Genomic DNA, 5,992 nt, shown 5'->3' with positions numbered 1-5,992 from the left:
ACGCCTCGAGCACCTACGCGGATCAGCGCTCGGGTTCCGCAACCTGACCAACTACATCGCCAGGAGCCTGCTCGAGACCGGCGGCTTCAGACCCCTACTACACCCCGGTCTGTGAAGAGCCACTTTATGTGGGGCTGGCAGCACCACTTTCGGTCGAGCTTAGACGTGGCCTCGAAGTACGCGCTGCGCGCTATAGGGGCAGGCGTGGATCCCACGGCGGTGCTCGTGGGGTTCCGGGCCAACGACGAAGCCCGCTTCGACTACTGCATCGAACCCGAGGATGAGCCGATCGGACAGACCGACCTCACGCAGGTCCTTGCTCGTGCCCGCGCCATCTTCGAGGCCGACGAGGACTCGGAAATGTTTCACACTGATCCGGGCGTCCACGAGTCACGGCAGCGGTACTTGCGGAACAGAGCCCAGGGCCAAGCGTTGTGCGAAGCTCTAAGCAACAGTGATGGCGGAGAGGGCCGCACCTATTTCGCCTCCCAACCACGGCGCATCGCCAACTATGACGTTTACGCCGTCGTCGGGGTCGTGACTCATCGATGGGAGCGGCTCGACGCCCTCCAGACCCGTAGCAGGGATCACTTCGACGTCACCGTGTCACTGCCCGAGGCGGTCATTGCGGAGCTACTCAGCCTCGCCAACCACGCCATGGCGCTCCGCGAACCCCCGCAGAGCATCGCCTGGGAGAGCTCGAGCGACACCGCCGACATCGTGCGCGCCGCCGCCCACCGATTCGTCACCGCAGTCGCGGGTCTATCAGGACAGTGGCTCGGAAGCCAGCTCTACGAACACATCGACGCCGTAGCCGCACAACCCTACGAAGGGCGAACAGGCGTGGGAACAATCGTGCTTGCCACGAACAGCCAGGACAGCATCCGCGAGGATGTCCACCTCGAGGTCGCCTTCAAGCACCCCGTCCGCATCTCCGAGACCCGAGCCTTCCGAAAGGTCTTGGAAATGTCCGGCGACAACCTGCATGTCATGTGTGACGGAGAGATGGTCTACGGGCTAGGCCGAGTTCGCAACTCGTACAACTCCGCGACGGAGCGGGTCTTTCACATGACAGTTGTGGGCCGCGGATCCTGGGAGCTGAGTCACGACGACAGCCCGCTCCTCACCGTGAACAACACCCGGCCCCAACTGCCCCGACCGCGCCTCTCTCCCGAACAGTTCGGCGACACCGTTCAGCGGCTGTTCCCAGAGGCCGGGCCGGACGACATCGAGGCGCTCTGGACGCTCGCGCAAACCGCAGCGGACCAAGAGCACGGAACGATGCTCGTCGTTCACCGCGCGGCGAGCGGCGAAGCAGAAAGGCTCGCGCCGCAAGCCCTGGCCATCGACCCCGTCCACCTGACAGATGAGCAGCTCCGAGCCATCACAAACATTGACGGAGCCGTCCTCGTTTCGCCCGACGCCCTGTGCCACGCCGTCGGGGTGATCCTTGACGGTCAAGCCACCGGCGATGGCGACCCAGCTCGGGGGGCCCGCTACAACTCTGCCGTCCGATACCGGAAAGCGGCTGGCAACGACTGCCTGGTCATCATCGTCAGCGAAGACGGAATGATTGATCTTCTTCCAAACCTCAAACCGAGAGTAGACCGCGAACGAGTCGAACGCGCAGTCCAGGCCTTGGAAGAAGCCTCTCAAGGCGACATCAAGTTCGAGCGATTTTACCGGCGACGCGAGCACGTGGAGGCCTTGGAGTTCTACCTCGACGAGGATCAATGCGCCCGCGCCAACTCTGCGACCGACCGAGTCGAGGACCACCGAGAGTCCCGCAGCCTTATGCGGGTCTACCCCGGCGAGTTCACTGCAGATCCCGAAATGGATGACAGCTACTTTCTATGAGTCTCGAGGGCGAAAGGTCTGGAGGCGGGCGATCGAGTCGCCTGCGGACTCGAGCACGACGGCACTGCTGAAACCGGCCCACCGGGGAGCGGCGAGGAATATGGTCTTCATCGCGCCGCCGTTCGGGGGGCTGCGACGGTCGGTGATCCACGGCTACGCGTGTCAGCCTCAACCTTCCGGGCGGTCAGGCGTGAGAGAGGAGTCTCGGTGATCCAACGAGGATCGACGCTGAACAGCGATCAGTTGCGCGACATGATCCAGGACGCACACCTCAACTTCCTGCTCGGCGCTGGGGCGTCCATGCCACTCTTCGCGTTGTTGGGCGACGTCGAGAATCTCCTGACCGACATCACTGCGGCTGACGCCGACGAGGACGCGATCGCGTTCGCCCAGGCGAGCGCCTACGCGCACTTCTTCGCCGGTGTGATCGCCAAAAATGGCGATCTGCTGAGACGGACTGCGTCAGCAAAGAAGCTGCTCGCCACATACGAGCGATTCATCCAGACCCTAAATCGCCTGCTGCTGCGACGCCGAAGCGCAATCTTGAACAAGCAGGTCAACATCTTCACCACGAACATTGACATCGCTATCGAGATCGCAGCCGAGGACCTGCAGGCAGAACTAAATGACGGCTTCACAGGCCGATTTAGCTCGCGATTCAGTACCTCCAACTTCGGATCAGTCGTATCCCGGCGGAGCCTCCAGTACGACAACCTCTCAGAGGTCCCGACGTTCAACCTGCTGAAGCTGCATGGGTCCGTCAGTTGGGCCACCCGCCGGCTGGACGGCACCGATGTCATCGCGTTCGATCGACGCCTTCGACTCGTCGCCAAGGCAGCCGAGGCGCTAGAGGAGGTGGACAGCGACCTCCCAGCCGTGGATGACGACACCGCCGCCGAAGACCTGCTCGAAGAGGGGGAGGGCCACGGACTCGACCTCGATAAGTTCCTCACCGCCTACCGGCGCCTTGCGATCGTCAATCCCACCAAGGACAAGTTCCAGCAGACGGTACTCAACCAGAACTACTATGATCTGCTACGCCTATTCTCCAACGAGATGGAGAAAGAGAACACGCTACTTTTCGTGGTGGGGTTCTCGTGCCGCGATGAGCACATCAAGGAACTGATGGTCCGCGCCGCCCGCGTGAACCCGACCCTCCAGATCATCATCTTCGCCTACGACTCGAGGGCGGCCGCCCAAATCGCGGCCGAGTTCAAGCAGCAACCGGTCACCAACGGGAACATCCAGATTCTCGAGCCACCCGGTCCTGCTGAGGACGGCACAACGGTCGCATTCGATCTCGCCACGATCACTGGACGATTCTTCGACCCTCTCGTTCCTGCCCAGTCGCGGGTGGCGCCGGAGATCTTGCGAGACGGCGGCGCCACCAGTGCTTGATCAAGAGGCGCGCGTCGAGGACGCCGTGTTCCGCGTCGGCGAAGTCATCGCGGTCCACGGGCGCACGGTGAAAGTCCGCGTCGACAAGGCAAAGAACGGCTCGCACCTGCTCTATCGCGGGGAGCTGTTGCGCAACGTGTCGGTCGGCGGCTACCTCAAGCTCAGCAAAGGCTTCTCCGAGCTGATCGGGCGTGTGGACGGCGAAGAGATCGCTGCCGCCATCGGCCAGGACTACCAAAGCCAGCGCGACCGTGTCGACCGCGTGCTGACAGTGAGCTTGGTCGGGCTGGTCCAAGATGGCCGCTTCCGCCGCGGCGTGCGGGAACTGCCCCTTGTCGGCAACGAATGCTTCCTGCTCACGGAGGCTGAGTTCAACCAGATCCACAGCTTCGTCTCGGCCGATGACGTTCCGTTGACGTTGGGGCGATTGGCTGCTGAAGTAGAGCAGCAGGTCAAGGTCGGGACAAACGCGCTCTTCGCCAGCCATGTCGGGATCTTCGGCAACACAGGCAGCGGCAAGTCCTACACCCTGGCCAAGATTTACCACGAGCTCCTCGCCCACTACGGGAGCTCACTCGCCTTTAGGGCGCACGCCCGAGTGGTGCTCATCGACTTCAATGGTGAGTACGTCAACGAGAGCACCGCTGGGCCCGGCGAGCCGAGCAGCTCGGTCATCGCCGACAACGACATCAAAAAGCAATACATACTCAGCACCCGAGGCAGGGGCGACCGTCTTCCCCTGCCCAAAGCGGCTATCGAGGACCCTGTCATCTGGCAGGTGCTGCTGGACGCGACGGAGAAGACCCAAGCGCCGTTTCTGGCGCGAGCACTGCGCAATCGGTTCTGGGAACGCCAGGTCACTGACTCCGACCGCCTTGCAAAGGTCATTGCCAGCATCATCCACCGAGCCATCCGCTCCAGCGACGCCACCATCGAGCGGACGATGATTGTCCAGTTCCTCGAAGAGATTCGGTCCTGCCTCAGTAACTCTGCATCTGAGGACCTCGACGAGTACATCGACGATCTACGCGCCCATCTTCACTACCACTCCCAAGCGCGTAACTGGTATTACGAAGACGAGCGCGGAAATCGCACGTATAGCGACGACGAGGACGGTATCAACGACCTGACCTACGGTCGGCTCGACTCGATCGACATCGACACAGATCTACTCGACGGCATCGACCAGATCCGGCTCAGGATCGTCCTGCAGTTCTATGATGACGTCTTTAAGGGCTTCGCGAACCGCGAGCACATCGGGCCGATCATCAAACGCCTCGAGAACCGCAGTCCGTCCATCAAGCGGGTGCTGGAAGTGTCCGATGAGCCACTTCTCCCGCGTCCGCTCACCGTCATCTCGCTGCGGGGCGTCAACCTTGACATGCGCAAGGTAATCCCGCTCCTTATCTGTCGACACCTCTACGACGAGAAGAAGGTTGGAGCCAGTCAAGCTGGGTTCCTGAACATTGTGATCGATGAGGCACACAACATACTCTCCCGTGTGTCGGCCCGAGAGAGCGAGGCATGGAAGGACTACCGGCTCGAGACCTTCGAGGAGATCATCAAGGAGGGGCGCAAGTTCGGGGTCTTCATGACAATCGCGAGCCAACGACCTCATGACATCTCCGAAACGATCATCTCGCAGCTTCACAACTACTTCCTGCATCGTCTGGTCAACAACTTGGACATCCAGGCTGTGGAGCGTGCCGTCTCGTACCTCGATCGAGTCTCCTTCGAGTCGCTGCCGATCCTCCCCACCGGTTCGTGCGTGCTATCGGGAGTCTCAACCCAAGTGCCGTTGATCGTCGACATCGATCCGCTACCAGCGTCCTACGAGCCGAACAACCGCACGTTGACTCTCACCGACCGATGGCTGCCCTTCGATCAACAAGGCCCACCTGGGCCTCCGGACCCGTGGTACGTCGCGGATGACGATCCCTTCGATGATGACCACGATCCGTGAACGGGACCCGGCGACGATCGAGAGTTCTAACGAGCCAGAACACTCGCGACAAGGCGATGCGCACCGCCATGATCTCGATGCACCTACGCACTCAGATAGCGCCTGCATGCCCAGGTTTGCGGCAGCCGCAGACCCATGCTTCCGATTCCGCCAGTGCCGACGACCGTCAGCCGATCCCCGCCTGAGTTCGAACCACTCCAACAGATGGCACACTGCGTGCAGACGACCGTGCGGCCAGCCTCGCCGCGACAGCAGTCAGATCCGGCAGGTAGCCGGCGGCGAAAAATCTGGCTCCCAGGCGTGGATGTGCTTATGAGTCGCCGTCCACGAGCACTTCACGCTCGGCTGGTGAACGGTGCGGGAAGTACCCGTAGCGGCCGAAGGTGGGTGCCTTGGTAAAGACGATATCGAGGGCGTCGTCTTTGAGAGGCTCCGGCGGGTCGGTGTTCTCCATGACAATGACTTGGCCGTCGAACCGGCTCTGGATGTCGCGGTAGAAGGCGCCCACAACTCCCTCAGGTAGATTCTCTCGGTCGGATGGCTCGTGCCGTCCTGGGTCGGGTGGGCGGTAGGTGACCAGTGGCGAGTCGAGCACGACGAAGCCGGGGTGCGGGATGTCGCGGTCGAAGCAGTACTGCGCGAGGCCAAGGCTGAAGGGGCTCTTCACAGACCGGGGTGTAGTAGGGGTCTGAAGCCGCCGGTCTCGAGCAGGCTCCTGGCGATGTAGTTGGTCAGGTTGCGGAACCCGAGCGCTGATCCGCGTAGGTGCTCGAG

At 62.0% G+C, this 5,992-nt stretch carries 4 protein-coding genes; 3 read left to right on the top strand and 1 reads right to left on the bottom strand.

The window, feature by feature from the left end:
- The first annotated feature begins 111 nt into the window (after nucleotides 1–111).
- The 3 genes from QWY28_RS22970 to QWY28_RS22960 all read left to right on the top strand — a co-directional run bounded on the left by QWY28_RS22970 (nucleotide 112) and on the right by QWY28_RS22960 (nucleotide 5,218).
- A complete protein-coding gene (locus QWY28_RS22970; RefSeq protein WP_300955253.1) occupies nucleotides 112–1,857 on the top strand; it encodes a diadenylate cyclase in 1,746 nt (581 codons plus the stop codon).
- Nucleotides 1,858–2,064: 207 nt separating this feature from the next.
- Nucleotides 2,065–3,255 (top strand): SIR2 family protein, encoded by a 1,191-nt coding sequence (locus QWY28_RS22965; RefSeq protein WP_300955252.1) that lies wholly within the window; start codon nucleotides 2,065–2,067, stop codon nucleotides 3,253–3,255.
- Nucleotides 3,248–5,218 (top strand): ATP-binding protein, encoded by a 1,971-nt coding sequence (locus QWY28_RS22960; RefSeq protein ID WP_300955251.1) that lies wholly within the window; start codon nucleotides 3,248–3,250, stop codon nucleotides 5,216–5,218. Before QWY28_RS22965 ends, QWY28_RS22960 begins: the two co-directional genes overlap by 8 nt.
- 310 nt (nucleotides 5,219–5,528) lie before the next feature.
- Here the strand turns inward: QWY28_RS22960 and QWY28_RS22955 are convergent, their stop codons facing one another.
- On the bottom strand, nucleotides 5,529–5,885 hold the full coding sequence (locus QWY28_RS22955; RefSeq protein ID WP_300955250.1) for a hypothetical protein: 357 nt from the start codon (nucleotides 5,883–5,885) through the stop codon (nucleotides 5,529–5,531).
- Nucleotides 5,886–5,992: the final 107 nt, after the last annotated feature.

This window comes from Nocardioides oceani (assembly GCF_030412965.1).
Lineage (GTDB): Bacteria > Actinomycetota > Actinomycetes > Propionibacteriales > Nocardioidaceae > Nocardioides > Nocardioides oceani.
This window is presented reverse-complemented; position numbering and strand designations above follow the sequence as displayed.